This window comes from Avibacterium endocarditidis, from assembly GCF_965138825.1.
Taxonomy (GTDB): Bacteria; Pseudomonadota; Gammaproteobacteria; order Enterobacterales; family Pasteurellaceae; genus Avibacterium; species Avibacterium endocarditidis.
In genome coordinates, this window is sequence record NZ_CBCSDH010000011.1 from 68,523 (window position 1) to 93,231 (window position 24,709).

Annotated in this window: 46 protein-coding genes and 1 tRNA gene; 27 read left to right on the forward strand and 20 right to left on the reverse strand. The window is 39.8% G+C overall.

All coding sequences use genetic code 11. The features are described 5' to 3' along the window. Positions 1-2: 2 nt before the first annotated feature. From ACNAV8_RS07770 to ACNAV8_RS07855, 18 genes are all read right to left on the reverse strand, one after another. Positions 3-359 (reverse strand): hypothetical protein, encoded by a 357-nt coding sequence (locus ACNAV8_RS07770; RefSeq protein WP_415777513.1) that lies wholly within the window; start codon positions 357-359, stop codon positions 3-5. After that, positions 359-622: a plant Invertase/pectin methylesterase inhibitor family protein gene (locus tag ACNAV8_RS07775; protein WP_103855456.1), complete on the reverse strand. Its 264-nt coding sequence runs from the start codon at positions 620-622 to the stop codon at positions 359-361. The genes ACNAV8_RS07770 and ACNAV8_RS07775 overlap by 1 nt, the downstream gene beginning before the upstream one ends. 32 nt (positions 623-654) lie before the next feature. Further along, complete coding sequence (locus tag ACNAV8_RS07780; protein WP_103855437.1) at positions 655-909, reverse strand: hypothetical protein; 255 nt, start codon at positions 907-909, stop codon at positions 655-657. Then, on the reverse strand, positions 893-1,111 hold the full coding sequence (lysC, locus tag ACNAV8_RS07785; RefSeq protein WP_103855436.1) for an Rz1-like lysis system protein LysC: 219 nt from the start codon (positions 1,109-1,111) through the stop codon (positions 893-895). The genes ACNAV8_RS07780 and lysC overlap by 17 nt, the downstream gene beginning before the upstream one ends. Further along, a complete protein-coding gene (locus ACNAV8_RS07790) occupies positions 1,086-1,418 on the reverse strand; it encodes a DUF2570 family protein (RefSeq protein WP_103855435.1) in 333 nt (110 codons plus the stop codon). Before ACNAV8_RS07790 ends, lysC begins: the two co-directional genes overlap by 26 nt. Beyond that, the gene (locus ACNAV8_RS07795) at positions 1,391-1,912 is read right to left on the reverse strand and encodes a lysozyme (RefSeq protein ID WP_103855434.1); all 522 of its coding nucleotides are present in this window, start codon (positions 1,910-1,912) and stop codon (positions 1,391-1,393) included. Before ACNAV8_RS07795 ends, ACNAV8_RS07790 begins: the two co-directional genes overlap by 28 nt. Further along, a complete protein-coding gene (locus ACNAV8_RS07800; RefSeq protein WP_181022025.1) occupies positions 1,909-2,154 on the reverse strand; it encodes a hypothetical protein in 246 nt (81 codons plus the stop codon). The genes ACNAV8_RS07795 and ACNAV8_RS07800 overlap by 4 nt, the downstream gene beginning before the upstream one ends. 116 nt (positions 2,155-2,270) lie before the next feature. Further along, entirely contained in the window at positions 2,271-2,444 is a 174-nt protein-coding gene (locus ACNAV8_RS07805) for a hypothetical protein (RefSeq protein ID WP_415777516.1), read from the reverse strand. Between the two features lie 145 nt (positions 2,445-2,589). Further along, entirely contained in the window at positions 2,590-2,994 is a 405-nt protein-coding gene (locus ACNAV8_RS07810; protein WP_103855432.1) for a hypothetical protein, read from the reverse strand. A gap of 2 nt (positions 2,995-2,996) precedes the next feature. Beyond that, positions 2,997-3,347, reverse strand: a complete 351-nt coding sequence (locus ACNAV8_RS07815; RefSeq protein WP_103855431.1) for a RusA family crossover junction endodeoxyribonuclease — start codon at positions 3,345-3,347, stop codon at positions 2,997-2,999. Further along, entirely contained in the window at positions 3,344-3,625 is a 282-nt protein-coding gene (locus tag ACNAV8_RS07820) for a DUF1364 domain-containing protein (RefSeq protein WP_103855430.1), read from the reverse strand. The genes ACNAV8_RS07815 and ACNAV8_RS07820 overlap by 4 nt, the downstream gene beginning before the upstream one ends. Further along, complete coding sequence (locus ACNAV8_RS07825; RefSeq protein WP_103855429.1) at positions 3,626-4,261, reverse strand: DUF1367 family protein; 636 nt, start codon at positions 4,259-4,261, stop codon at positions 3,626-3,628. Between the two features lie 122 nt (positions 4,262-4,383). Continuing rightward, on the reverse strand, positions 4,384-4,986 hold the full coding sequence (locus ACNAV8_RS07830) for a DNA N-6-adenine-methyltransferase (RefSeq protein ID WP_103855428.1): 603 nt from the start codon (positions 4,984-4,986) through the stop codon (positions 4,384-4,386). Beyond that, entirely contained in the window at positions 4,986-5,663 is a 678-nt protein-coding gene (locus ACNAV8_RS07835; RefSeq protein ID WP_103855427.1) for a replication protein P, read from the reverse strand. The genes ACNAV8_RS07830 and ACNAV8_RS07835 overlap by 1 nt, the downstream gene beginning before the upstream one ends. After that, positions 5,663-6,400 carry a replication protein gene (locus tag ACNAV8_RS07840; protein WP_103855426.1) on the reverse strand — a complete coding sequence of 246 codons (738 nt, stop codon included), beginning with the start codon at positions 6,398-6,400 and terminating at the stop codon, positions 5,663-5,665. The genes ACNAV8_RS07835 and ACNAV8_RS07840 overlap by 1 nt, the downstream gene beginning before the upstream one ends. Beyond that, positions 6,397-6,639: a helix-turn-helix domain-containing protein gene (locus ACNAV8_RS07845; RefSeq protein WP_103855425.1), complete on the reverse strand. Its 243-nt coding sequence runs from the start codon at positions 6,637-6,639 to the stop codon at positions 6,397-6,399. The genes ACNAV8_RS07840 and ACNAV8_RS07845 overlap by 4 nt, the downstream gene beginning before the upstream one ends. A gap of 44 nt (positions 6,640-6,683) precedes the next feature. Beyond that, the gene (locus tag ACNAV8_RS07850; RefSeq protein WP_103855424.1) at positions 6,684-7,124 is read right to left on the reverse strand and encodes a YmfL family putative regulatory protein; all 441 of its coding nucleotides are present in this window, start codon (positions 7,122-7,124) and stop codon (positions 6,684-6,686) included. A gap of 48 nt (positions 7,125-7,172) precedes the next feature. Further along, positions 7,173-7,394, reverse strand: coding sequence for a hypothetical protein (locus tag ACNAV8_RS07855; RefSeq protein WP_103855423.1), 222 nt, complete (start codon positions 7,392-7,394; stop codon positions 7,173-7,175). A gap of 99 nt (positions 7,395-7,493) precedes the next feature. Between ACNAV8_RS07855 and ACNAV8_RS07860 the strand changes: the two genes are divergently transcribed. The 14 genes from ACNAV8_RS07860 (at position 7,494) to ACNAV8_RS07925 (ending at position 15,483) form a co-directional block, all read left to right on the forward strand. Beyond that, the gene (locus ACNAV8_RS07860) at positions 7,494-8,159 is read left to right on the forward strand and encodes a LexA family protein (protein WP_410679816.1); all 666 of its coding nucleotides are present in this window, start codon (positions 7,494-7,496) and stop codon (positions 8,157-8,159) included. A gap of 60 nt (positions 8,160-8,219) precedes the next feature. Next, on the forward strand, positions 8,220-8,447 hold the full coding sequence (locus ACNAV8_RS07865) for a hypothetical protein (protein WP_103855654.1): 228 nt from the start codon (positions 8,220-8,222) through the stop codon (positions 8,445-8,447). A 158-nt stretch (positions 8,448-8,605) separates the two neighbouring features. Next, positions 8,606-9,427, forward strand: coding sequence for an NYN domain-containing protein (locus tag ACNAV8_RS07870; protein WP_415777520.1), 822 nt, complete (start codon positions 8,606-8,608; stop codon positions 9,425-9,427). Between the two features lie 375 nt (positions 9,428-9,802). Continuing rightward, positions 9,803-10,147, forward strand: coding sequence for a hypothetical protein (locus tag ACNAV8_RS07875; RefSeq protein WP_103855655.1), 345 nt, complete (start codon positions 9,803-9,805; stop codon positions 10,145-10,147). A 291-nt stretch (positions 10,148-10,438) separates the two neighbouring features. After that, a tRNA-Met gene (locus ACNAV8_RS07880) sits at positions 10,439-10,516 on the forward strand. A 72-nt stretch (positions 10,517-10,588) separates the two neighbouring features. Further along, positions 10,589-11,182, forward strand: coding sequence for a hypothetical protein (locus ACNAV8_RS07885; protein WP_415777536.1), 594 nt, complete (start codon positions 10,589-10,591; stop codon positions 11,180-11,182). Positions 11,183-11,273: 91 nt separating this feature from the next. Next, complete coding sequence (locus ACNAV8_RS07890; RefSeq protein ID WP_103855725.1) at positions 11,274-11,582, forward strand: hypothetical protein; 309 nt, start codon at positions 11,274-11,276, stop codon at positions 11,580-11,582. Between the two features lie 18 nt (positions 11,583-11,600). Continuing rightward, entirely contained in the window at positions 11,601-11,870 is a 270-nt protein-coding gene (locus ACNAV8_RS07895) for a hypothetical protein (RefSeq protein WP_103855724.1), read from the forward strand. Next, positions 11,863-12,093 (forward strand): hypothetical protein, encoded by a 231-nt coding sequence (locus tag ACNAV8_RS07900; protein ID WP_103855723.1) that lies wholly within the window; start codon positions 11,863-11,865, stop codon positions 12,091-12,093. Before ACNAV8_RS07895 ends, ACNAV8_RS07900 begins: the two co-directional genes overlap by 8 nt. Next, the gene (locus tag ACNAV8_RS07905; RefSeq protein ID WP_181022047.1) at positions 12,090-12,260 is read left to right on the forward strand and encodes a hypothetical protein; all 171 of its coding nucleotides are present in this window, start codon (positions 12,090-12,092) and stop codon (positions 12,258-12,260) included. Before ACNAV8_RS07900 ends, ACNAV8_RS07905 begins: the two co-directional genes overlap by 4 nt. Continuing rightward, the gene (locus ACNAV8_RS07910; protein ID WP_415777523.1) at positions 12,261-13,211 is read left to right on the forward strand and encodes a hypothetical protein; all 951 of its coding nucleotides are present in this window, start codon (positions 12,261-12,263) and stop codon (positions 13,209-13,211) included. Between the two features lie 10 nt (positions 13,212-13,221). After that, the gene (gene bet / locus ACNAV8_RS07915) at positions 13,222-14,010 is read left to right on the forward strand and encodes a phage recombination protein Bet (protein ID WP_103855721.1); all 789 of its coding nucleotides are present in this window, start codon (positions 13,222-13,224) and stop codon (positions 14,008-14,010) included. Beyond that, positions 14,007-14,624, forward strand: coding sequence for a YqaJ viral recombinase family protein (locus ACNAV8_RS07920; protein ID WP_415777525.1), 618 nt, complete (start codon positions 14,007-14,009; stop codon positions 14,622-14,624). Before bet ends, ACNAV8_RS07920 begins: the two co-directional genes overlap by 4 nt. A 16-nt stretch (positions 14,625-14,640) precedes the next feature. Next, positions 14,641-15,483, forward strand: coding sequence for a hypothetical protein (locus ACNAV8_RS07925; protein WP_415777527.1), 843 nt, complete (start codon positions 14,641-14,643; stop codon positions 15,481-15,483). 152 nt (positions 15,484-15,635) lie between these two features. Here the strand turns inward: ACNAV8_RS07925 and ACNAV8_RS07930 are convergent, their stop codons facing one another. Further along, positions 15,636-16,244 carry an IS1595 family transposase gene (locus ACNAV8_RS07930; RefSeq protein ID WP_245872616.1) on the reverse strand — a complete coding sequence of 203 codons (609 nt, stop codon included), beginning with the start codon at positions 16,242-16,244 and terminating at the stop codon, positions 15,636-15,638. Between the two features lie 73 nt (positions 16,245-16,317). On the opposite strand from ACNAV8_RS07930, the gene ACNAV8_RS07935 reads away from it, so the two are divergent. From ACNAV8_RS07935 to ACNAV8_RS07990, 12 genes are all read left to right on the forward strand, one after another. Then, entirely contained in the window at positions 16,318-16,707 is a 390-nt protein-coding gene (locus tag ACNAV8_RS07935; RefSeq protein ID WP_415777528.1) for a hypothetical protein, read from the forward strand. Then, positions 16,704-16,961, forward strand: a complete 258-nt coding sequence (locus ACNAV8_RS07940) for a DUF6378 domain-containing protein (protein ID WP_103855718.1) — start codon at positions 16,704-16,706, stop codon at positions 16,959-16,961. The genes ACNAV8_RS07935 and ACNAV8_RS07940 overlap by 4 nt, the downstream gene beginning before the upstream one ends. 97 nt (positions 16,962-17,058) lie before the next feature. After that, positions 17,059-17,298 carry a hypothetical protein gene (locus tag ACNAV8_RS07945; protein ID WP_103855717.1) on the forward strand — a complete coding sequence of 80 codons (240 nt, stop codon included), beginning with the start codon at positions 17,059-17,061 and terminating at the stop codon, positions 17,296-17,298. A 236-nt stretch (positions 17,299-17,534) separates the two neighbouring features. Then, on the forward strand, positions 17,535-17,954 hold the full coding sequence (locus tag ACNAV8_RS07950) for a hypothetical protein (RefSeq protein ID WP_103855716.1): 420 nt from the start codon (positions 17,535-17,537) through the stop codon (positions 17,952-17,954). Next, complete coding sequence (locus ACNAV8_RS07955) at positions 17,938-18,123, forward strand: hypothetical protein (RefSeq protein ID WP_103855715.1); 186 nt, start codon at positions 17,938-17,940, stop codon at positions 18,121-18,123. The genes ACNAV8_RS07950 and ACNAV8_RS07955 overlap by 17 nt, the downstream gene beginning before the upstream one ends. Continuing rightward, the gene (locus ACNAV8_RS07960) at positions 18,110-18,592 is read left to right on the forward strand and encodes a hypothetical protein (protein ID WP_103855714.1); all 483 of its coding nucleotides are present in this window, start codon (positions 18,110-18,112) and stop codon (positions 18,590-18,592) included. Before ACNAV8_RS07955 ends, ACNAV8_RS07960 begins: the two co-directional genes overlap by 14 nt. Next, positions 18,585-18,854, forward strand: a complete 270-nt coding sequence (locus ACNAV8_RS07965; protein WP_103855713.1) for a hypothetical protein — start codon at positions 18,585-18,587, stop codon at positions 18,852-18,854. Before ACNAV8_RS07960 ends, ACNAV8_RS07965 begins: the two co-directional genes overlap by 8 nt. 132 nt (positions 18,855-18,986) lie before the next feature. Beyond that, positions 18,987-19,850: an SPFH domain-containing protein gene (locus ACNAV8_RS07970; RefSeq protein WP_415777532.1), complete on the forward strand. Its 864-nt coding sequence runs from the start codon at positions 18,987-18,989 to the stop codon at positions 19,848-19,850. A 297-nt stretch (positions 19,851-20,147) separates the two neighbouring features. Continuing rightward, on the forward strand, positions 20,148-20,363 hold the full coding sequence (locus ACNAV8_RS07975) for a DUF4224 domain-containing protein (protein WP_103855096.1): 216 nt from the start codon (positions 20,148-20,150) through the stop codon (positions 20,361-20,363). Beyond that, positions 20,342-21,427 (forward strand): tyrosine-type recombinase/integrase, encoded by a 1,086-nt coding sequence (locus ACNAV8_RS07980; RefSeq protein ID WP_245872544.1) that lies wholly within the window; start codon positions 20,342-20,344, stop codon positions 21,425-21,427. Before ACNAV8_RS07975 ends, ACNAV8_RS07980 begins: the two co-directional genes overlap by 22 nt. Before the next feature lie 155 nt (positions 21,428-21,582). After that, on the forward strand, positions 21,583-22,308 hold the full coding sequence (gene cmoA / locus ACNAV8_RS07985; RefSeq protein WP_415777533.1) for a carboxy-S-adenosyl-L-methionine synthase CmoA: 726 nt from the start codon (positions 21,583-21,585) through the stop codon (positions 22,306-22,308). After that, positions 22,308-22,652, forward strand: coding sequence for a hypothetical protein (locus ACNAV8_RS07990; protein WP_415777534.1), 345 nt, complete (start codon positions 22,308-22,310; stop codon positions 22,650-22,652). Before cmoA ends, ACNAV8_RS07990 begins: the two co-directional genes overlap by 1 nt. Before the next feature lie 101 nt (positions 22,653-22,753). Here the strand turns inward: ACNAV8_RS07990 and ACNAV8_RS07995 are convergent, their stop codons facing one another. Continuing rightward, positions 22,754-23,941 carry a porin gene (locus tag ACNAV8_RS07995; RefSeq protein ID WP_103855099.1) on the reverse strand — a complete coding sequence of 396 codons (1,188 nt, stop codon included), beginning with the start codon at positions 23,939-23,941 and terminating at the stop codon, positions 22,754-22,756. 559 nt (positions 23,942-24,500) lie between these two features. Between ACNAV8_RS07995 and ACNAV8_RS08000 the strand changes: the two genes are divergently transcribed. Continuing rightward, the coding region (locus ACNAV8_RS08000; RefSeq protein ID WP_415777537.1) for a DUF1698 domain-containing protein at positions 24,501-24,709 on the forward strand (209 nt) is incomplete at its 3' end.

A 24,709-nucleotide genomic window follows, 5' to 3' on the forward strand; every position in this document is an offset into this window, starting at 1 on the left:
CTTTACCCCGCCAAATAACCAATTAGTCCACCAAGCAACAACCCGCCCATAATGCGATAGCCTAAGCAGCACTGACAGTCTGTACCATAAGCAAAAAATAAAGCAGCCTTTTTGAGCTGCTTAAACGGGAATGGCAATTCGTCTGCTGGCATCGAGCAAATCCAAGCAATTTTCTGCCCTCCAAATTTACTCACTGCTTCGGTTCCCACCACCTCATCATAGTCATTGGCATAATGCAATCCTGCACAAATACTCTCAGCCAATGCTTTTGCTTCCTTAACGCTTGATGCCGTAATGTAAAATGATTGCTCTTCGCCATTATGGATATAAGTAAACAAAAAGTTATAGTACTTCATCATCAAATTCCATAAGTTAATGCTTTAACCGCCCACATCTGAGCATCAAGAATGCGTTTTTGTGCTTCCTCGATAAGCATTTCTTTTGTTGAGTTTAGTGTACCTTGTGCAAAAGCATCTTGTTTATGCGCCTCAAGCTGATCAATAGCAAAAGCAAATCGCTGCTTGCAATCGTGTACATCTTGTCTCGCACCAACGTTAAAGGTAATACCAACTAATTTCTCACCGCGTGTAAAAGGTGGCGTGGTTTGTTCTTGTTCTGTCATATCTTCCTCACTCATTTGATATAAGTTAATTCTTATTTAATTTCTCCGGTGATGCGGATTTTAAACATCGGTTCATACTCAGGATTGTTAATATTTATCAATCCCTCAATAAAAAATCCTATATGATCTGCCGCAGTCAAAACCCAATCAGGAATAAAGTTAGCTGCAACGATTTCTGGAGCTTCGCTATTGATGTCTTTAACATAAACGGGAATATCCCAAAGCCGTCCGTAATGCGTGAAGCCTTCTTCAATCAATTTCTTTTTCGACTTATAAAGCATTCCCATTTAATTTACTCCATTCAATCACGCCACTTAATCGCCCTGCACAAATCTCACGCTCTTTTTGTACTATACGCAAATAAACAATCGCCTCGCCGTAAGTTGAACCTTGAAAAGCAGTTTGTTGGCAAGGAATTAAGTAAATGCTAGGCGGTAAAATAGGCTCTGTTTTGATGACTGATTTAGCGCAACCGCTTAATAACGTCATTAGGCAAGCGCTGATTAGCACAGTCTTGCACTTTAATCGTTTTGTAAATGACTTGAATGTCTTCATCTGCTTTCTCTCGCTGGGTTTGTTCAAGTGCGGTCTGTTTTTCGGTGGATTTTCGCTCATCATTTAACTGCCTTGTTTTTTCCGCTAAGCTATGGTTAAGTTGCTGTATGGTTTGGGCTTGCGCTTGATTTTTGGCTTTTAAGCTACTTATCATCTGTGACTGATACCAAACCCAACCACACAAGCCTAAAATCAGACAAAGTGCGGTGAGATTTAGCCACGTTTTAAACTGGTTAAACATAGTGCTTTCTCTTTTTCACGGCGGGCTACCAAACCTTTAAGCACTTTCCCGCCAGAATATTTCCAGCGCGGGAATTGCTCACATATTGCAGCAATATCACCTTGTTTTGCGTAACGGTAAATCGTAGATGTTTTGAGCTTGCTGCAACCTACGTTAAAGGTGAGTGAAGTTAATGCCTCAAATGCGCCTTGTGGTAAGTTTCTACCATTAGCATAACGATTGACACACTGTTCCGCAGTCTGAATATCTTTCGCCCAACGGTAGGCAATCTCTTTATCCGAATAAACCTTGCCAAAGGTAATATCGCCTGTTGACCCAATTCCAACCGTCCACACATCAGCAGGGCATTTATACGGCTCACGCATACAGCTTTCCGCTTCGCCGATTAATTCCATTCCCTTTTGCGTAGTGCGGATTTCGTCGGAGTGATTAAGCATTACTAAGCCAATGATTGCTACAACCGAACAACCCGCAATTTTTTTGAAATGCTTCATTTAATATCTAGCCCTTTTTTCAATCTCGCCACTGTGAGCTGATGGATTTCTTCCTTACGTTCTTCATCACGCTTTCTCGCCCGCCAATCACAAATACGTTGATATAAATTAGCAAGTGCGGTAACAATACCGATGGCGAGGCTCAACATCATTAAATTTTGTTGATCGCCAAGCCAAGCTAAAAAGCCACCAAAGCCTGACCAAAGATAGCTTTGCGTCCCCATATCTTTCATAGTTTTCATACTCCGCCCCATTTCGGGACAACAAAAAAGCCCACTTGTTACAGTGAGCTATAAGTTCTGCTAAGATAGAGTTTCCACGCAATAAAATAGCAGAGGTTTAAAATGATTATACGAATTTAAGTAAGACTCGAAGATTTCGTACCGCCTGAAACAATACACTTACCGTTGCAGACTCTTACAGTATAAGCACATTTAAATTTCATCTTCAAATTCTCATAAAGTGCCTTGAGTAAATACTCTGGCACTTCTTCGCCGTTAATCTTAATTTTTTCGCCTAATGTAATTTCCATACTGTCACCTAAATAAAAAACCCCGACCGTTTCCGATCAGGGCTGTTAAAATTCATTCGTGCGTTTTAAACGTGCAAAACCGCACTATAGACAAAATGTTAGTGTTTTAGTGCGCACTAGTCAAGTGTTTTCACAAAAAATATGCTTACGCAACAAAAATACAGTTATTTTGGCTTAACATTAACATCAGTGATGTTTCTGCTATTTTTAAGCGTTCAAAATAAGTGCGGCGACCGATCCCAAACCTTTCCAAAATCCCCATTCTCACTAACGCACGATTGCGATCGTACTCATTATAAAGTGGCAAACGGTAAGCATAAGTTGCCATAAACAAATCATAAAGCTCAGGTGTTGCTTTACGCATCACTAGCACGCAACGTTCAATTTCCTCAGCCAATGGCTCACTGATTGGATCTGCTCGTCTTTTGCTCTCATCAATAGGCACGGGTATGCTCACCGAAAGGCAAGGATATTCTGTGCCTAATCGTGGTGTAGCCCAATAGCCCCATTGGGTGCAAACTTTTTTAATATCGTTAAAAACTAATTCCATTATTAAACAATCTCCCCAATAACAACTTCAATCTTTCCACCTTTAACCGCTCCGCATTTTTCGGCACTTAATTTAAAGATCAAACTATCATCCTTAATCACTCCCGCTTTGACGAGAGCGTCAAGCAATGCTTTAAAAATATTATCAATATCTCGCCTGCGGTTATCGGGTGGGTAAATTGCAATATTCAGTGCCACCTTACCCGCAAAGTGCGGTGTATTTTTTGTGAGATTTTTCACTGTTTGCTGGTAGGCTTTGCCTTGTGTCGTCACATAATGCACGCCAGATTTTGTATGCTTCCAGTAATGATTTACTGTAGGCGGGTAAGGGAGGGTTAAAGTTAGCTCTCTCATAGTTTTCCCTCTCGTTCAAGTTGCACAAGGGTTCGCATTACACCTTCTGCGTGAGCTTGGCGCACAAAATCCGCTTCTAATTGACGAGTGCGGCGATCGATTTCATCGTGGCAAGCGCCACAGGCCCATGCGCCGATTAAATCATTGGGTTTCATTCCCATGCCGTTAATTCCAGCCATACGATAATGAGCCAGCACCACGGTATCAGGATTAAAATTACAAATACCAGGCAACCGCACTTGACAATCTCGCCCTTTGGCTTCTTTGCGTAAATTCATCTAACCTCCAAACGCCATCAACTGATTAATCTTATTCTCCAATGCCCATTCATCTTGATAGATATGGCATAGGGTTTCATTCCAAATCACGCCATACACGCCCTTGTACACTTCGTTGAATTTTTCCTGTGGCAACTTATCAAAGGCGATAGACCAGCGTGTTTTTATCGTGCCGCCATCTTGGCTTGGTTTAATGTCATAAAAACCTGCTTTTTTCATCACGTGATCGAGATAGGCTTCAAGGGTTTTCATTCCCTCATAATCCAATTTTGCTTCACGATTTGACCGCACTTTGGCTAACACTTTGTCGGCAATGGGTTTTGTGATGTTGGAATATAAATTCTCATCATTAGCCGCTATCGCAATTTCTTTTGCCACGGCTTGGGCAATCCATTCTTCCGCCTGAGTTAAAACGCTAAATTCTGGCTGCCAATATTCATAGCCTGCATCAAGCAAGGCAAAAAATTTCTTGTGATGCTGGTAATTGCGATTATGAGATAACGGCACAATTTTCACCGCACTTCCAATCGGTAATGACTTCAACAAATTGCGATCGTAATCCGTTTCTGCCACAATCGCCCCGTTGGCATATTTCACCGCGTGGATCTCAGTTTTGCGACGTGTTTTACTTGCCATACCCACTTACCTTAGTCTTCAATCCCTTCTCCGTATTTAGGGCATTTTCTATCCATTAAAACCTGACTCGAGATAAAATCGCAAAGCAAATTATCAAGGCCCAAAAACTAACCGCTAAACTTTCATAATCCATACCCACCTACCTTTTTTACAAAATCCAAACTCACCGAACGCTGTACAAAATCTTCCATTGCTGGATCGAACACCACAACCATTTGCCCTTTGCTGTTGCCTTTGATTTCTTCACCTGTTACCGGGTGGAGAAAATTAATGCGCCCGCCGACAATATCAATCACTTCATTGGCCACGCCGTGAATATGGTTTTGATACCATTTTGTGGATTTGTCGTTATTGAGCAACATCACCACCAAATAACCTGCATCGCGTAATTCCTTTGCTCGTTGCAAGTAAGGCGTAACGTTGGAGTAAGGCGGATTAACGAAAATGCGTAAGTTGCCGTTACAGGTTTCCGCAACCACATCAAGCAATCGCTCGAATAAATCCTCGCCCAAAAAATCTGCCGCAATAGGGTATTTTTCACCCCAAGGCGATTCATCGGGATGTTCATAATCTTCAGGTGCTGGTTTACCGATGTAACGATAGGTCAAAGCGTTTTCATAGGTCGCGCAACCGTCAATATCAAACCAGTTAAAACGCCGTAAGAGCCAGTCAAAAACATATTTCGGTGTGCGCCACGTGTCTTTATCGAATTGTTGTTCGGTCATCATTTCATCCCTAAAATCGCTTTGCATTTTTCAATGCCGTGTTGATTAATTTTTCTTTGCACTTCAGGCGGAACAAAGCTCGGTTTAGCTGGCAAGGTGATTTGCGGTTTAGGCAAAGTTTCGCCCGCTTCCAAGCGTGCTGCCATCGCTTTCAACGCTTTGCTCACTGCTTTGCGCAACTTTTCTTCCGTTGCCTCACGATTGTTGCAATACAAGTCTGTGAGCAACCAATATTCCGCATCGCTCTCAAATTGGAATTTGTGGATTTCCAGCATTCCGCAGCCTTGGAATTTCTTCAGGCGGTCGTAAAGTTCGTCTTCGCTCGGTAGCCCTAACGCTTCAAAACGGTCTTGTTTGCACCAAGTGATAAATTGCCCCACGCTCGGGAAAAACGGTTTATTTTCACGTTCCGCTTGGGCAATGCCACGCTTGAATTGGGCTGCGCTAGTTACCCCGTTATTCACCAAGGCTTCAAGCCAAAGGTGCTTGGCTTCTTGGTAGCCTTCTTCACCGTCAAATGCCGCTTGCCAAGCGGGGAATATTGCTTTCAGGCGGACGAACAGGCGATCGACAAATTTGGCAACGTGCGGTGGGATTTCTTGCTTGCCCACAGGTGCGTGATAGTTTGGCTCACGCCCAATCGCATTTTGCAGTTGTGTTACGGTAATTTGGTTCATCAATACCCCCGAATCTCAATGGTTTTGCCACGCCACCAGCTATCGTCATCATCGCTGAACTTTGGCTTTTTGCTGTCCGCCGTTTTCCAATCCCAATCAGCTTGAAAGCCTTGCCAGCCCCGTTCAATCATCATCGCCACTACCTCCCCAAGTGGCAATTTGGCTAAATCCGCTTGTTTTTTCAGTCGTGCCATCGCCGTGTTGGTGATAACCGCACGTTTGGCTTTTCGGTGTCGGATAAAATCTTCAGCAAGCTCCCCCTCAATGCCAAAACTTGCCAAAATTTCCACCGCACTTTGCGATTTTTTTTGCGAAGTTTTTTTAATTGGTTTTATAGGAGTGTTTTTATTGTTATTTTGTGTGTGAACTTTTTTCACAGGATCTTGTGAACTTTCTTCACAGGCGCTATGAACTTTTTTCACAGGTGAACTTTCTTCACTAGTGAACTTTTTACACAGGTTAGGCGTGAAAACATTCACCCCTCTTGCCCCTTTTTGGCGAGTTAATAACCCGATTTCTGTTAAATGATTACAGGCATCAATCACCGCTCTGTTACTCAACCCTGTCATTTCCATTAACTGAGAGATAGAAATCGCGTCGCAATCTTTATTCCAGCCTTTTGTCTTACGCACAATGACTAAGTAACATTTGAGTTCCGCACCAGTTAAATCTCGAATTAAATCATCCACCACCACATTAGGCAGCTGGAACGAATTTGGAATAAATTGATTGCTCATACACCCTCCGCTAGCCAATAAGCCTTATAACGCTTGCCAGAATTTGGATCTTTCATCATCTCGTCTGTGATGGGATAACCCTGTTCACGCAAATCCAAAATGCGGGCAGAAAGACGCATACAGCCAAAGCGATTTAATGCTTCAAGTGCGGTGATTCTTTTACCTGTTTTTAGATAAGCCAAGATTTTGTTACATTGGCTTTGACTTTGTTTTTCATTTGGATTAATATTTTCCTTCATAGTTAATTCCTAAATTGATTAGCCACCGTGTCCGCGGTGGTTTTTTATTGCTTATGAATAGCAATCGCCACTTCGATCGCTTTTGCCGTGGTCTGTTGTGATTTATGCAACAACTTATGCAGCACATCTTGTTCTTCCTGTGTCAGCACGCCATCGCTTAAAAATTCGTTGAGCTTGGCAAATAAAATCCCACGCTCTGCTAGTTCTTGCAGTTGTAACTGCGATAGCTCGACTAAGTCAGTTTCGTTTTCGTTCGGTACAGCAAAACTCACCTTGCCTAAACGCCGATTGATTTCATCCGACCAATCACTTACGCCATATTCAAGCTCAATCGCAATCAATTCTTCGCAGGTGAAACGCTGTCCTTTGGTTTGATAAAGGCGGTTATTTAGCGCCTGTTCTGTCATACCAAGAAAGCCCGCAACGGCTGCTTTTCCGCCTTGGCACTTCTCTATCATTTCAATAATCGTTTTCTTCATTGCCATAAATTCCTTGTGGATTTTGTGGTTTTGTTTTTGGGTGGGCTTGGTAAATTAGCGATTAGCTGGATTCGCTAGTCGCTTAATGTCGTCAGCCGTTATTTTATTATTGAGAGCATTAGCTAATTTCTCTGCATATTGCGTTTCTCCCGTGTAATCTGTTCTTGGCAATGCATTTGAAGCTCGCCACTTATACACAGCCCGAGAAGTAATACCGCATAATTGAGCTACATTTGAAGCTCCAATATGGTCAATAATTTGTGTAAGTGTTTTCATAATTCCTCATAAAAATATGAACATTAAGTACATAATAAATCAGAACTGAAAGTACTTCAATATTTATTTATAATTGAACCGATGGTACGGAGATAAAAAATGATTACAGAAGAAAAATTCAGAGAGAATTTTGCTAAACGATTAGATCTTGCTTGTAAAGAAAAAGGTTTAGCAGAATGGGGGCGTGGTGCAGAAATTGCCAAAATCCTTGGAGTAACGCCTAAAGCGGTCAGTAAATGGTTTAGCGGAGAAACAACCCCCTCACCGAGTAAAACTTATGCTCTTGCCAAATATTTAGGAGTGACACCGGAATGGCTAACATTTGGCGATCAAAATGTTGTTCCTGCGAACGTTAAAAAATCCCACTCTTATCCCCTTATTAGTTCAATTCAAGCAGGTACATGGACAGATGCGTGCGATTTTCACGATAGTATAGGTTATGACTATATTGACACAGAGATAGATGCAGGCGAAGACGCGTTCTTTTTGAGGATAAGCGGCTTATCGATGGAGCCTAAATTTAGCGAAGGGGATTTAGTGTTAATTGACATTCGCAAACGCCCTCACCCCGGTGATTTTGTAGCCGCTGTCAATGGAAACGGTGAAGCAACCTTAAAACGCTATCGTGAATTAGGCGAAATTTCCGAATCAGGTAATCCACATTTTGAGCTTGTTCCCCTTAACCCAGATTTCCCAACCCTTAGTTCAATGAAACAAGAAATTCGCATTATTGGCGTGGCGGTTGAGCATCGGAGTTATTTGTAACTACCAAACCAGTAATTGAAATTTATTGGACGTGGCGGTTGAGTATATACGGAGTCCAAAATGAAAGAACACGATCACGATAAGTTTCTCATTGCCTTGATCAAAGAGGCTTTACGCCGTACTGAATATTCTAAAACAGAGCAGAAAGAATATTTAGAAGGTTTGCTGCGCGTTGAGCCAGCATCATTACGGAATCTAATCACCTGTATGCTATCGGTTCAACTAGAAAACCTACATCAGTTTGCTGATGTGGTAGTGGGCAAAGGTGAAGATAAAGATGGGGCATAGGTTGAATTTAAATTAAAATGATCAAATTTAGCTTGACATTAAAAGATTAGATATTATTATAAATCATAAATGACGGAACCCATAGCAGCTCACAGACCATTTTTACTATCTGTACGGCTGTTATGGGTTTTTCTTTATCATCTCAACGAGTTCCCAATATGAAGAAAACAGCAATTCTAATTGATGGTGGTTTTTTCTTTGCCAAAGTTGGTTTTTTTATTAGAAAATACTTTAAAACACAAGAAGTAACCGCAGATCACCTGATTGATTTAATGTGGAAAATTGTTAAATTCCATACCGAAATTGAGCGCGGACAACATTCAGGAAGAGAGCCACAAGAGCTATATCGCATTTATTACTATGATAGCCCCCCACTTGATAAGCAAGTTAAATTACCTCATCCAGAGAAAGGACAAAGCACACCTAGAGATAAAAATTTTAAAGCTGAACCAATGAATAAACTTAGAGCCGAATTTCACGCAAAACTGAAAGGAACACGAAAAACGGCACTACGAATGGGCAAATTACAATCAACAGATTGGAAACTTAATGATCATACCTTAAAAGAGCTTCGCAGGGGCAAAAAGAGATGGGAAGATTTAACTAATGCAGACTGGTACTATGAAGTTAATCAAAAAGGTGTTGATGTTAAACTTGGAATGGATATTACTATCCTTTCATATGAGAAACTTGTCGATGTGATCGTTCTCATTGCTGGAGATTCGGACTTTGTCCCTGCTGCTAAGCAAGCAAGAATAAAAGGGGTAGATTTTATTTTAAACCCTTTAAAGCAGGAAATTTCAGAAGAACTTTCGGAACACATCGATGGCATTCAATCATTTAGCATTGGTGTTGGATTAGCCGAAATATTAAAGCGCAATCCTGACAACAATCCTGACTGGTGGTTAGAATATCAAGCCAAAATAGAGGCTAAACGTAATAGCAAGAAAAAGAAGAAGTCTAAATCGCTAAAAAAATAGCGTCGCAAAAACCGCCCTCGTGGCGGTTTTCTTTTGCCCAAATCTTGCTTAAATCCACTCAAATCGTGCTTAAATCCATAAACTACAATCATTTCAATCTGTTAGATAATCAATCTTTCCTTGCTTAACCATTTTCGTGGCGTCGCGAAAATGGTATTTCAACAAAATTTATTTCTTAAATTTCACTTCTCCATTCTCGAATTGTTTAAAAAACAAGCAATCAAACAAATTTTTTGAAAATATTTTTCTTTAAAAATCAACAATATGTGTACTTTTGGTACTTTTTACTTCACAAAATGAACAAAAAGTTCTTTACATATATGAACCAATGGTACACAATACACCCATCAAAACGAAACAACGAGGAAAAACAAAATGGCTTACATCAACCAACAAATGAAAAAAGAAATTATGGCAAACGTGAAAAAAGTGTTACCGCAAGGCTGGAAAGTGAGCGGAAAGGTATGCGACAGCGCGGCACTTTCTCTTACTGTAAAAATCGCCGGTGAAGATGCGAACGTATGGAATGAGTGGAAAGCCAAAATCGCAAACGCAAAATCAAGCAATGCACTTTTTGAAGCACGCCAAGCTAAACCTTTTGCCGAAGTGATTGAAGCCTTACGCAACGCAATGGAAAGCCTCAATGCTGGCGTAAATGATGGCTCTCGTGATTTATGTACAAAACGCTACTTTACTGAAATGAACATTATCACCGCTTAGGCTCGAGAGAGCCTTTATTCAAGCCCTAGTGGGTTTTAATAAAGGTTTTTTTAACCGAATTTGCTCTTTAACAATTTAGATAAAACACATTGTCGCCTGATGGTGAGTAGTTAGTCAAAGCGTGGAAGACCATATAGAACCACCGCTACAACAGCATTATGCCTCAATGAGGAAAAATCATAATCCGACAAGGTGTTTAGGTGAAAGCTGGTCGCACATAATAAGGTGCAAGGGAGTAGCCGAAGTTATCTGCTGGCTGTGGCAAGGGTAAATAATCACAGTCTTAACATTGCCCCAATAGCTCAATAGGTAAGAGCAATCGGCTCATAACCGATAGGCAGATAGGTTCAAATCCTACTTGGGGCACCATTCAAAACCGCATTCTTAGCCATTCCTTTTTATGTTTTTTTCATCGTGGCTTTGAGTGTGGTTCTGAATGAGATGAGAAATAGGAGAAACTCAGTGAAAAAATATGAATTAACCGACGAGTATATCGAGATCGGGCTTACAACTAAAATTAAACTTTATCGCATAAAAGCGATAATCGAAATCGCATCAATTGGCGTTAGTGCTGGTGATTTAGGTGGCTATGTTGAGAAAGAGTCAAACTTAGATCAGAGCGGCGATGCCTGGGTGTACGGCAATGCCAAGGTGTACGGCGATGCCAAGGTGTACGGCGATGCCTGGGTGTACGGCGATGCCGAGGTGTTCGGCGATGCTGAGGTGTTCGGCGATGCTGAGGTGTACGGCAATGCCAAGGTGTACGGCAATGCCAAGGTGTACGGCGATGCCTGGGTGTGCAGTAATGCCAAGGTGTGCGAGAGATCTGGTATTGTCTGGTTTTCGAACGTGGGCACGGAGTACGGTACATTAACCATATTTAAAACTGAACAAGGAGTATTGTGGGCTACTAGAGGCTGTTTTAGTGGCTCTGTTGAGGAGTTTTTGAAAAAATCCGCGGAAGTTCACGATGAAAAAACAAAAAGAGAATATCAGCTCTTGATTGAAGTCGCTAAATCAAGGTTGAACAACTAATACGCCCACACGGAAGGCGTTAAACCCCGTGCAGACATACTCCTAAGGTTGCCCACTGTAACAGGTGGGCTTTTTTATGAAGGAAACAAAAATGCCAACACGAAAATTCAAAACTCCCGTAGGAGACTATCTAAGAAGTAAATTAGGCAATCACTTTATAGCTAATTATTACATCTCAGCATTGGGCGTTATCGTAAACCATTACCATAATAACGCTCTTCATATTTTCACCTTTTTCAATCTCACCCAGTATGGACTAGATGAGATTAATCAACGATTGCCCACCGTTAAATTTAACAACGAAATTGTCACTTCGGGAAGAAAAATACTCAACTTTGAGACAGATAAGGAAAATAAAGATCACGTTGAGCTTTTGGCTTATAAATTAACGCAATTGTAATTTATTGGGAGTAAAAAAATGAACGCACTGATCAAACATACCTTACAAACCCTACTCATTTTATTTGTCGTTATCTCTGCTCTGAGCCTTGCAGAGGCTTACGCCCAAAGCGTTGAAGAACACTATACCGCTCAAGGCTTTAGCCAAGAACAAATCACAGAAATGCAACTCCAGGCAAGCCCAGAATGGAAAAAAGAACACGGCGATTTACAACCAAACCTAACCGCCGAAAGCGAAAAATATCTACAAAATTACACCGCACTTTTGCAGGAGAAAATCAATGAGTAAAGCCAACCTCGCTTATGAAGTAGGCATTTATGCCAACGACGGTGGATTTCGTGGCTACATCGCCAATCTCAAAACGAATTTAAATATTTATCGTACGCCTGTTTGCCATTCGCCCCAAATGGCAAAAGAAACACGTGAGTTTAAAGAGAAAATACAGACGTGCAAACAGCAAGGAATAATGCTCTTTTTTGAAGAATCTTTCAGAAATGAGGTAACACAATGAAACGCCGCGGATTTTTAAGTGCTTGGCAATGCGATAGCGACCAAGACTATTATGAGCAATTTGAGCAACAAGACGAAGATAAAATCGATCCTGATGATAGCGATAACTTCGAGCCTTGCGATGATGATTGCGATTATTGGAAAAGTAACTGTTACGGGAGAGGATAAATGGAAAACCAAAAATTTGAGTTAATTATTAGCACTGAAAGCAAAGTGCTTGCTTGCAATATTACCGACTTTGAAAAGCAAGCAGATCAATTTTTATCAACGCTCACACAAACATTTGAGACGGATAATGATTTTGCTCAAGCAAAAGAAGAAGTGAAATTACTGAAAGAGCTAGAGGATAAAACGCGCACGGCAATTAAAAATGCACAGCAAGGCAATATTAACAAATTGCTTGAACAAGCCCAAGACATTGCCGAACGTTTCCGCCAAGCGCGCTTAGAACGTGAAAAACTGGTGAACACCAAAGAAGAAGAGATCAAAGCAAACATTGTCAATGGTGCTTTTGAGCGAATTTCAGTGATCAAATCAGGTTTTGAAAGCGATGTGTGCATTGCCCTTGAACAGGTTATTCCAAAAGCCACTGTTAAAAAACGCTTAGAAGAAGCTACTAAACGCCGTAGCCTCCTTGCTACGCTCATCAAAGCCGTGAACGCAGAAGAAACCCTTATCGCGGCAGAAATTGCAGCAGAAGCCGCACGACTTTCTGCGCGTCGCAAGCTAATCCCTATCTCTTATGAGTATCTCTTTAAGGATTGGCTCAATCTGATTACTGGCGATGACGAGCTTGAACCACTCATTCAAGCACGCATTGCCGATGAACAAAAACGCGAAGCGGAAATAAAAGTGAAAGCGGAACAAGAAGCAAAAGCGCGCGCAGAAGCGGAAGCAAACCTTAACGCCTTACAAACCAACGAAAAAACAGAAACCAATGAAAACACCGCGCATATTGAACCGCAAACGCCAACGCAAGAAATGCTACCTGCGGCAACGCAATTTATCCTCAAAATCCCAGCTCAAGAAATTCCTTTCACAGGAACACTTGAGCAATTAAGAGAACATTTTGCCCCAGTGAAAGCGTTGGGTATTACGGCAACGATTGTTAAACAATAAGGATTATACGATGACAACAGCACTTCAAACACTCACTCAAAAACTCGCTGAACGCTTTGAAATGGGCAGTAGCGAAAATCTACTACAAACCCTAATGGCAACTGCCTTTCGTGGGCAAAATGTAAGCCCCGACCAAATGACCGCCCTACTGGTTGTTGCTAACCAACACGGCTTAAACCCTTGGACAAATGAAATCTACGCATTCCCAAATAACGGTGGCATTGTGCCGATTGTCGGCGTGGATGGTTGGTCTCGCATTATGAACGACCACCCACAATTTGACGGTATTGAATTTACCTTTAATGATGATAACAGTTGCACCTGTAATATCTACCGTAAAGACCGCACTCGCCCAACAACAGTTACGGAATATATGATCGAATGTAGCCGCAACACGCAACCGTGGAAATCGCACCCAAAACGAATGTTACGCCATAAAGCAATGATCCAATGCGCAAGGTTAGCTTTTGGCTTTACAGGTATTTACGACCAAGACGAAGCTGAACGCATTGTAGAAAATCAAAAAGAACCGTTAAATGTAACGCCAAAACCAACGGTCATTGACACCACTGCGACAAATATCATTCACGCCACGCCTGAAAAAGTAGCAGAAATTCGTCAGTTAATTGAACTCACTGGTACACCGCTTGAAAAAGTATTGGCATCAGCTGGAGTGAATGAATTAGAGCTGATAACGGCAGAACGTGCAGAAGGCGTATTGAAAAAATTAAATCTTACACTTGATAAACAAAATGCACAAAATCAAGCCAATAACGCAGATGAAGGAATCCCACTATGATAGACGGTTTGATCACCCTTGATTGTGAACAAGGCTCGGAAGAATGGCTAGCCGCACGGCTAGGCATTCCTACCGGCACGGGCATTAAAAATATTGTATCTAACAGCGGGCAAAAGTCCGCTAGCTGGTTGAGCTATCTTGCTGAACTGATTGCCGAAATCATTGAAGGCGCGAAGGAAAGCGTAAAAACCGCTGCAATGGAACGCGGCAATCAGCTTGAGCCACTGGCAAGAATGGCGTATGAGTTTGAAACAGGCAATGATGTTGTACAGGTTGGCGGTGTCTATCTCAATGCCGACAAAGAGCTAATGATTAGCCCCGATGGACTCATTCCCTCCCTTAGAAAAGGGCTTGAAATCAAGTGCCCCAAAATGAAAACCCATATCAAATATTTGCTCGAAGGTGGTGTGCCGAGTGAGTACGTTATTCAAGTGCAATCCGCCTTATGGGTGACAGGCTATGAGACGTGGGATTTTGTCAGTTATTGCCCTGAATATCAAAAACAGCCTTTTTATCTTTACACAGCACAACGTGATGAAATATTAATGAAGGCGTTTGATAAATATATTCCCGAATTTTTGATCGCACTTAGGGCATTAAAAGCCGAAAATTAATGGTTAGGAGGGAGGTATGAGACTCTACACATCAGACAAATGGCACTCCAATTTATTACACGGAGCTTTTAAGAGTAAATCGGGGTTTATTGGTGTATTAAAGACTCAAAACAATGAATTTATACCTAGGATCTCGCTTAATGGTTCTGTTGTCAACTTCCCATCTTTCAAAGATGATATTTCCGCGGCGTTATTCATTGATGAAAAACGGGTAGAGCTATTAGGCAATGATTGTATTACTAACCAAAGCGCAGGATTAATTTATGGAGATTATACAGTGAAAAATATGAAAAAGGTGATTGATGAATATATTAAGGCAAACAAACTCGGGATTAGATTAGCGAATGTTGCCACAGTATTTCTGGAAGTCCTATGGAGCAATAGAACTCGGCAGGGACGCATTATTGATGCGGAGAAATCATTTAAGAACAGGAAGTGTGGTTCTATCCACTTAACCGATGACGAAACAAAGCTAATCCTCAACGATCTGCAAGAATTTGGATTGATTAGAATCACAAGTAACAAATACGGGCCGAAACTTTGGGTCGCAAAACTTGATCTAAAAAAAGAATTACGCCCAACATCCCCAATTACACCAACAACAAAGGAAAAAGATATGCAACAATTAGACAAGCTCTCCCCCGAAATGCTGGAAAACTTAGCTAAACAAGCGGCAGAATTAGCAAGAGCGAAAAAACAGGAAGCTGAAGAAAAGCACAATTTAAGAACCCTTCTTGATCCGTTAATCCTTAATGCGGTACAAGCGAAAGGAAAATATGAACGGCTCTTAAATGAACTCCTTGATACCTCAACAGAGCTTGATAATGCGCTGAATGCGTTGAAAGATGCGTTGAAATAATCCTAATTTAACTTGTCTAGCTTAGACAATCCTAGACGAAATCTAGACAGTTTTTTAGACGATAGCCCTTATTTAAGGGCTTTTTTATGAGGCGAAAAATGAAAAAACGTTATGAAGTGCGGTTGAATAATTTTAGGGGCTGTCCTAGATAACTAGACTAAACTCCCTTTAACCAATTGTTTTAAAATAGAAATTTGACTTTTTATGTTGCTGTAATTAAAACGCCATTCACATTCCTTTAAATAAAGCTCAAAATGCGCTTTTGGGATACCATTAAATTTGCGTAAATGGCGTTTTGCTTGGCTCCAAAAATTCTCAATTCCGTTAATGTGGTTATGATTTTCAGCAAAATGTGTGCTGTGATTGATACGAAAATGACTAAATTCACTCACATCAAGCACGTCATAACTACGATAATTATCGGTGTAAACAATACTATCAGGCTTTACCTGCTCCCGAATAATGGGTAACAAGGTGGCAGATTGCGTATTTGGAACCGCAACGGTATAAACCTTGCCATTGCGCTTGAGAAGCCCGAATACCGCAATTTTCCCTGCCGCACCACGACCACGTTTGCCTTTGCGAGCACCGCCAAAATAACTTTCATCGGCTTCAATTTCACCTTCAAACATCTCTAAGTGAAGGCTGTTTTGATAGATGAGTTGGCGTAAACGATGAAAGTAATATGCGGCAGTCGTTTTGTTTACATTGACTAACTCTGCTGCTGTCCTTGCAGTAACACCTGCAACAAATAGCTCAATGAGTTTATTTTATTTGTGCTGACTTAGATGACTTTTTCTCATTGGTTCATTCTAACCTAAATAGATTTTTTAGTTGTTATCTAGGACAGCCCCTAATTTTATTGACCTAGAGCTAAGCGCAAACTGGGAAATAGATTTTGGCTTCAAAGACTTTTCTGACTCTTTAAAAGAAGAAGGAATAAAAACGGTCGAGCAAGCCATTATCCATATTAATCAGTTTTGGGTGGACTCTCCCAATGAAGATGATGAATTTAATGAACATCTGAATTACTTTTTAAAATACGCAACAGTGAGAATCCACTATATCTACAACAATACTACGTTATGGGATGTTAATGACTTAACGCGACACCTATTTAGCAAAGAAGAAGGTTTTTGCGTTGGGAAATGCGGAATTGAATTAACTGATTTTTATGATGGATTTGAATTAAATGATGATTTATTAGAGGTGCACGAACAATGAACACAAACGAACTACTCAACGAACGAGAAAAAACGCACGGAGACTTTGTCAGCGGTGCAGAAACTTTTTATCACCTGATGAAGCCCATTATTGATAGCCAGCTATTTGAACGAAATAAAGTGGCGGCTTACGCAATGACAATGATACAAGCGAAAGTCACTCGAATTTGTAATGGCAATGAAAGTTTTCCTGACCACTGGGAAGACATTATTGGCTACGCGAGCCTTGCGCTCGGTAAGCAGTTTGAGCCATAGCAATCGGTAAGTGTGCCAGTTGTGGATTATATAAAGGCTCAAAATCTGACACCTAACCGCTAAATAGCGGTTTTTTATTGCCTTATAGGAGAAAAAAATGGGGAAAATCATTACTCATACCGTCACTGTCGATGTTGACGTTGATGTAGATATTGATCTTGATGATTTAGAACTTTCGGATTATATGCCAGATATAACCTTACAAGAGTTTTTCTATCACCGGTGTGGCAGCTTAAATTTTGTTGCTATTGAAGCAATGCGGGAGCTGCGAGCCTTGCAAGGTGAAAAAGCAAACCTTATGAAATTACTTGAAGAATTGACTGGTGTTTGTTTGTAGTAGAAAAGGAGAGAGTATGAAGCTATCAATATTTAAGCCACAAGAACCTGACTTAATTATGGGAGATGGTAAAAAATATATTATTTTAGAAAATCACGCTCATTTGGTTGGGATATAGCCAGAGAAACAAGATACGGCTTGCCACTTGATGAAATAAAACAAGTGCACGCATATCAAATTAAATATCGTGATATTAGTCATAAAAATTTATTGATTGTGCCTATGGAGGATTGATTATGGAAATTGAAAAATTAGAGTGGAAACCGACTAATGAAGTACTAGGTGCATTTATTGTAGACAATGATGACCTTTATATACCATTCATAAAAGGTACGCATAATGGATATATTCTTCTAGGAATTTTGCACCCACTATATAAGTTAGATTATGTAGATATTAATAAGAAACTGTATCAAGAAGGTATAACTCTACCGCACGGAGAAATTACATTTGGTAAATATATCTTCAATTTTAAAGATGGATTTAGAGAAAACATACAGGAATTATTCTCAGAATTAGATAGTGTTAATTATTTAGTATTAGGTTTTGATACTTGTCATCTAGATGATAACTCAATTAAATGGGATAAAGAAACCGTAACACAAGAAACAATTAATTTCGCTAAAACTATGGCTGCGTATGACATACAAAGTTAATTTGGAAGATGAGTTTGATAAAGCAGTATTAAGTTTTATTAAGACCGTATATATCCAATCAAAATTTAACAAAGAAAGATTACTGGGTTTATTTTCAGAAGATGTAATAAAAGCAGTAATGACAACAGTAGATGAAACAAAAAGAGAGGTTAATTATGAAACCATTTGATTTAGAAAAAGCACTGGCAGGTGAGCCAGTTAAATTATGTGATGGAAGAAAGGCATATATACAAGGTACAGTGCCGAAAGGATACGATAGTGACTATGAATTGGTGGGGTATGCGATTAAAACTGATGGACGAGCCGTTGCTTCGTGTTGGACATTACAGGGACGGCACGACAAAAGGTGGAAAACAAGTATGGACATTGTAGGTATGTGGGAAGAGCCAAAGCCTAAACGTTTTATTAACGGTATCGAAGTACCTGAACCAGTAACGCTAGATACTCTTAAAGAAGGTAATGATTATTGGTATCCAATATTTAGTAATTCTAGCTACACCACTTCAGATCGATTTTATGCTAAATATGAAATAGACAAAAATCTAATTGAACAAGGTTTGGTCTTTGAAACTCAAGAAGGTGCTGAAGCTATGGCTAAAGCATTACTTAATTATAAAGTGGAATATAAAAATGAGTGATATGGGTGAAATGTTTAGAGAGCTACGCTCTGCTAGGCAAGAAAAACGCTTTAAAAACAAGATTAATGGTAAAGCATTATTAATCGGAAATAATATTCCATTTAAATCTTGCAGTGATACTCATATCCAAATCACTACTAAAAAAGGGGTGATTAATTATTACCCTTCCACTGGTTTATGGTTTTATAACAACAGTAAATATAGACAACGTGGTATAAAGAAATTAATTAAACATTATTTTGACACTAAATTGGGAGATTAAAGAATGCAAAAATTAAATTTAATTTTAGGTATTGCTACGACAGAATTTTGGCAACCATTACCAAGTCCACCTGAAAACTAACAAGCCACTGTAACAAGTGGCTTTTTTATTCATTAAACACAGGAGAAAACAATGAAAAAATCACATTTAGCTTTAGCTCTTACTGCGACACTAAGCCTTTCCGCTTGCTCACCTTTTTCTGTAGATGAGGGAGAAATTGGCTTAGTAACCAAATATGGCGAAATTGTCGAAACAAAAACGGCAGGGCTGCATTGGCGTTCTTGGCTTGAAGATGACATCAAGTTTTCCACTCGTGAACAAAAAATCACACTCGGTTCGTTCAATGAGTCAGGCGATTTAACGGGCGGTATTTCTGCTTATACCAGAGATACGCAGACCGTAATAACGGCACTAGTAATTACCTATAAACTCACTGATCCTATTCTCGTGTATAAAAATTATCGCACGACCGACAATATGATTAATCAGTTGATTGAGCCACGCAGTCGTCAGGCGTTAGAAATCGTCTTTAGTGGCTATACGGCACAACGGGCGTTAGAAAATCGTGCCAAGCTCACTACCGATATTACCACGCAAATTCGTGAGGCGGTGAAAGGCTACCCCCTTGAAATTACCGCCGTGCAAACCGTGATCCAATTCAACAAAGAATATGAAAAACGGGTGGAAGAAAGCGTGCAAAAAAATGTTGCCATTCAAACGGCAGAGCGTGAGCTTATTATCCAGCAAAAGCAAGCGGAAATTGTGAAAGTCAATGCACAAGCGAAAGCAGACGCAGAAGTGATTCAAGCGAAAGCCGACGCGGAAAAAGTGCGTCTTGCAGGGGAAGCTGAAGCAGCAGCAATTCGTGCGAAAGGTGAAGCCTTGAAAGAAAATCGCCAGCTCGTCGAACTCACCGCCGCGGAAAAATGGAATGGCGTATTACCAACCACAATGACACCAAATAGTTCAGTGCCGTTCATTAAGGTAGGTCAATAATGGTTGATGTACTTGAAGTAATTTTTTATTTGATCTGCATTGGCATAATGTGTCTGAGTGGCAATATGCTATATGAGTCAAGAAAGCTAATTAAGCGTCAACAAGATAAAGTTGAGATGCAAATCAAAAAACTTCAGTCCGATAATAAGGAGTAACAATGTTTATATTAGGTATGATCGCAGGCGCAGCAGTCGCCTTTGCTGTGCAAGCATTTTTTCGACAATATAAATTAGTTGATCGAAATCAGGATAAATAATCACAACGCCCCGCTAATCGGGGCTTTTTATTGGAGGGAATATGGAATTTCTAACTGCTGAAGAATTATATTATCTAACTGGTTATAAGCAGCACTCAAGACAAATTACCTATCTCAGGGAACAACATTACACGATTCAAGGCATAAATAAATTTGGTATGCCATTGGTTATCTACAAAGATGTATTTGGATTTAGGCGAGATCCTTCGCCCACAATAAAACAACAAGACGTCAAATGGCAACCACCACCAATGTAAAAGAGGTAGGATATATGGGAAGACCACGCAAACCATCTAATCAATACTTACCCGAAAACCTCCGCCCGAAAACCGTTAAAAGAAAATCGGGTAAAACTGTCACTTACTGGCTTTATCGCACAGCAGGCAAAACAGAAATATCTTTAGGGAAAGATAGAAATCAAGCATTCATCAAAGCAGCACAAATGAATATAGAGCGAGAACAAAAAGGCGGCTCTATTACTTTTGGACTTGTAGCAAAACGCTATAAAGATGAAATTATTGCTAGGAAAAAAGCCTCTACGGCAAAAAATAATTTAATATGGCTCAAATCGTTACTTGCATTTTTTGCCTCTGCTCCGCTTGATCAAATTGAATCACCGCACATCGTTGAATATATGAATAGACGAAAACAAACACCAGCAATGGCGAACAATGAATTTTCACTATTCAATCACATCTGGCGATATGCAAGACAATGGGGCTACACAAAATTACCTAGCCCCTCAGAAAGTGTTGATAAATTCCCTATTAATCGTCGTAGTAACTACATAGAAGACGACATTTTTCAACTTGTTCATAAGTATGCAAACCAAGACATTAAAGATTTGATGGATCTCGCTTATCTAATTGGTCAACGCCCTTCTGACTTGGTAAATATACAAAAAGAACATATTTTTGATGGCTACTTGCACATAGCACAGCAAAAAACACAGGCTAAACTGCGTATTAAATTAGTAGGAAGATTGGCTGAAATTCTTAATCGGCGACTATCAAGCCAAAATAATTTCTTATTCCGCTCCAAGAACGGCACAAAACTCACAGCAGATAAACTCGCAAAAATTTTTGCTCGGCTACGAAACAAGGTGGTCACCTTGCACCCTGAATATGAGAGTGAATTAAGGGCATTTCAATTCCGCGATCTCAGAGCAAAATCAGGCACAGATAAAGCGATGCAACTTGGTGAAGAAGAAGCGAGAAAACAGCTAGGCCACACGACGGTAGCGATGACAAAAACTTACATTCGCAAAGCCCCCATCGTAACGCCTATTTTAAACTCGATCACCGATAACAAAAAAGCGTAACGGCTAGAGTTTCGGAACACTTCTTGTTTTTTCGGAACGCTTTGCTTAAATCTTTTTGTATGCGGTTGATTTTATTATAAAATAATCCACACATAAAGTGCGGTAAAAATTTTGTGAATTTTCACCGCACTTTGCTAACCCATTTAGGATAAATAATGAGTAAAGATACCATTTTTTCCGCCCCGATTAAGAATTTGGGCGATTTTACTTTTGATGAAAATGTGGCGGAAGTGTTCCCTGATATGATCCAGCGTTCTGTGCCGGGTTATTCCAATATCATCACTGCTATTGGTATGTTGGCGAGCCGTTTTGTAACGCCAAATTCTAATGTGTATGATTTAGGCTGTTCTCGTGGGGCGGCAACCCTTGCGGCCAGACGCAACATTCATCAGCAGAATGTGAAGATTATTGGCGTGGATAATTCGTTGCCAATGGTGGAACGCTGTCGCCAGCACGTTCAGGCGTATCATAGCGAGATTCCTGTGGAGATTTTGTGCGATGATATTCGCAACATTGAAATCAACAATGCCTCAATGGTGATTTTGAATTTCACCTTGCAGTTTTTGCCACCGCAAGATCGCAGCGCGCTGTTAGAAAAAATTTATCAAGGGCTAAATCCGAATGGCGTGCTGGTGTTATCGGAAAAATTCCGTTTTAATGATGAAACAATTGATGAGCTATTGATTGATTTACACCACGAATTTAAGCGCGCCAATGGTTACAGTGAGCTAGAAGTGAGCCAAAAACGCACCGCACTTGAAAATGTAATGCGTACTGATGATATTGAAACCCACAAAGCGCGGTTGAAATCGGTGGGATTTTCTCACATTGAATTGTGGTTTCAGTGTTTTAATTTTGGATCAATGGTGGCAATTAAATAATGCAAATCCGTTCATTGTTCTTGGCTGGGTTATTGCTTGGCTGTGTTAATCTGGCTTATGCTCAAAACATCGCCACAGCTCAAATTTCCCCCCAGCAAGTGGAGCAAGCGTCAAGTGCCACGCTCGATTTTATTATTTTTTACGACCGCACTTTAACTACTGCACCGCAGCTTATTGCAGCCAGCCAAAAATTAGGCGCTGAATTGCTGTACGAATACCAAAACTTTAATGCTATTGCGGTGCATATTCCTGAGAATTTAGAGCTGTCATCTCTAAAAACAAAGTTATCTCAAATAAAAGGTGTATTGGAAGTAAATGAATCACAAATGATGCAATTACATTAGCAAGCGGAACATTAAGAAACATATCAATTAACCTCAAGATCAATAAATAAAAAACCACCTCAAGAGGTGGTTTTCATATCAATCTAATATTGGTTTAACAATTAGAAGTAAACGCGTAAACCTACAGCATAACGGTTATCTTTAGCACGTTTAGTTTTACCTGTAACTTTTACATCGTCACCTTCGATAGAACCAGTACCTTTAACGCGAGAGTGAGCATATTCAACATAAGCTACTACATTTTTGTTAAATGCATAATCAGCACCAACTAGGTAAACATTCTCTGTTAATTTCTGATTTTGAGCAACGCTTAATGTACCAACAACAGAACGTAAGAAGTTTGCATCACCTTTGTCAAAACTTAATTTAGCTTTGTGACCTTTATATTGGTTGCGTTCCCAAGCTGCATATACAGAAGCATTATCTAAATATTGATATTTAGCAGCTACTTCTAAGAAACGTCCTGTTCCTTCTTTGTCTTGAGTTTGGTGATCTTTATAATAAGATTGACCGTATTCAGCACCCAAAGTCACTGGGCCATACGCGAATTGTGAAGCTACACGCCAAGATTGAACTTTACGACCTGTTCCTGTTGTTTTTTTAGCTTGAACTGGAGGATTTGCATTTTGATTTGCTGCTCGACCATTGTCATATACTTCTACAGTATAACCAGCGTTTAAATTTACCCCAACGTCAGCGAATTGACCTGCATAAAATGCAGATGTACCATAAGCATATTTAAGGTCTGAAGCTTCATTCTGTTTCTTAGCTTGACCAAAAGTATAATCAGCACCAAAACCTAAAGTTTGGCCTTCTGCTAATTGGAAATCTGCTGAGCGGAAAGAAACTACTTTATCACCACCAGTGAATAGATTATTGCTACCGCCAAATAAGTAAGAGTGATCATTGATCTCTACTGCATCACCAGTAGTATCTTGTTTACCAAATGAAACACGACCAATTTCATCTTTTTGAAGTGCTAACCATAATTTGTTAGTTTTAATGTTGTTAAATGAAGAACCAGTATCCCATTTATCACCGCCATCATTGAAACGTAAACGAGTGTAACCGATTACTTTAACGCCTTCACCTAAATCGTGTTGCGCTTTGAATTCTAAACGTGAACCAACGTTACGAAGATCCGCACGCTCATCATCATTAAATTTGCCTAAAGCTACATCAAAACGACCGCCAACATCAACTTGTGTACCATCGTTGTTATAAACTGTTGCTGCGCTTGCTGAAGTTGCTACAGCTGCAACTGCTAATGCTAATAATGTCTTTTTCATAATCAAATTCCTTTCAGAATTAAGTTGTTATAACAATTTAAAGTTAAGCTAAAACTTTTCTTAAAAGAAAATGTCAAAGCTGACTTCACTTGAAGCAGGGCTATATTGGCAAAGAAACATTCAAGTGTCAATGCAAAATCTGAAAAAGTTCACCATATTTAGTGATCAAGATCACATATTTTAAGAAAAGTTGCTCTTCATACTTAGCTTATACAAAATCTGTATAAAGCTACATCTAATACATAAAATATAGATAATAACGGCTTATCAAGCTTATGAAAGTATATGGGGAAGCACGGATAGGTTTCACAAAATGTTTAACAAATGACTTCTTTAATCTTTGTATCTGTAAATAGACTAAATCATATACTATGGTCTAAATTGAATGATATATGCAAAAATCAGCTCTTATACTAGCTACAAACACTTAAATTATTATTAAAACTAGAGCTAATATATCACTTAATCTTAATTGACCCCCATTGAATACTTCTTTGAAATATCTGCTCCAAGTGACGCATTCATATACAATAATTAACAAAGAGCAAAAAAATTTTACATAAATGATCAACAAACTTCTTATAAAGTAATGCAAGATCGCTACGCCAAAATGAAAAACGTGTATTTTATCCCTTCAGTCAAGACCTTAATTTTATGGCTAGAAAAAAGCGGATTCCACAATGTGCGCTGTGTAGATGTGGCGGTAACCAGCCTTGAAGAACAACGTAAAACCGAATGGCTAGAAAATGAAAGCTTGATTGATTTCCT